The organism is Anoxybacillus sp. LAT27, assembly GCF_022030075.1.
Lineage (GTDB): Bacteria > Bacillota > Bacilli > Bacillales > Anoxybacillaceae > Anoxybacillus > Anoxybacillus kestanbolensis.
Genome location: NZ_JAIWYK010000257.1, coordinates 1 through 241, shown reverse-complemented (window position 1 = coordinate 241; position 241 = coordinate 1). Strand labels below are relative to the sequence as shown.

1 protein-coding gene is annotated in these 241 nt (G+C 70.1%); it reads right to left on the bottom strand.

Annotated elements, in window-relative coordinates; genetic code table 11:
- Window positions 1-241: diacylglycerol kinase family protein (locus tag LD028_RS18235; RefSeq protein ID WP_237811657.1), on the bottom strand; the 241-nt coding region annotated here is incomplete at both ends.

Sequence of the window (241 nt, the reverse complement as noted above, 5' to 3'; positions counted from 1 at the left end):
GGTGAGCCTTCGGCGCGTCGAACTCGTGGTAGAGCGGCAACCGTCCGAGCCCGCCGGTGAAGACGGCGAACAGCGTGCGGACGGCGGCCCACCGCGAGCCTCGCTCCAAGAACCGCAGGTCGAGCTGCCCGTCGTCCATGCGCAGCCGCGTCTGCGGTGCGTCGCCGGGCGGGTCGTAGCGGCCGTTGCCGATGAAGATGCCGGCGAGGGTGTACTCGCGGTTGTCGTAGCGCAACGTGAA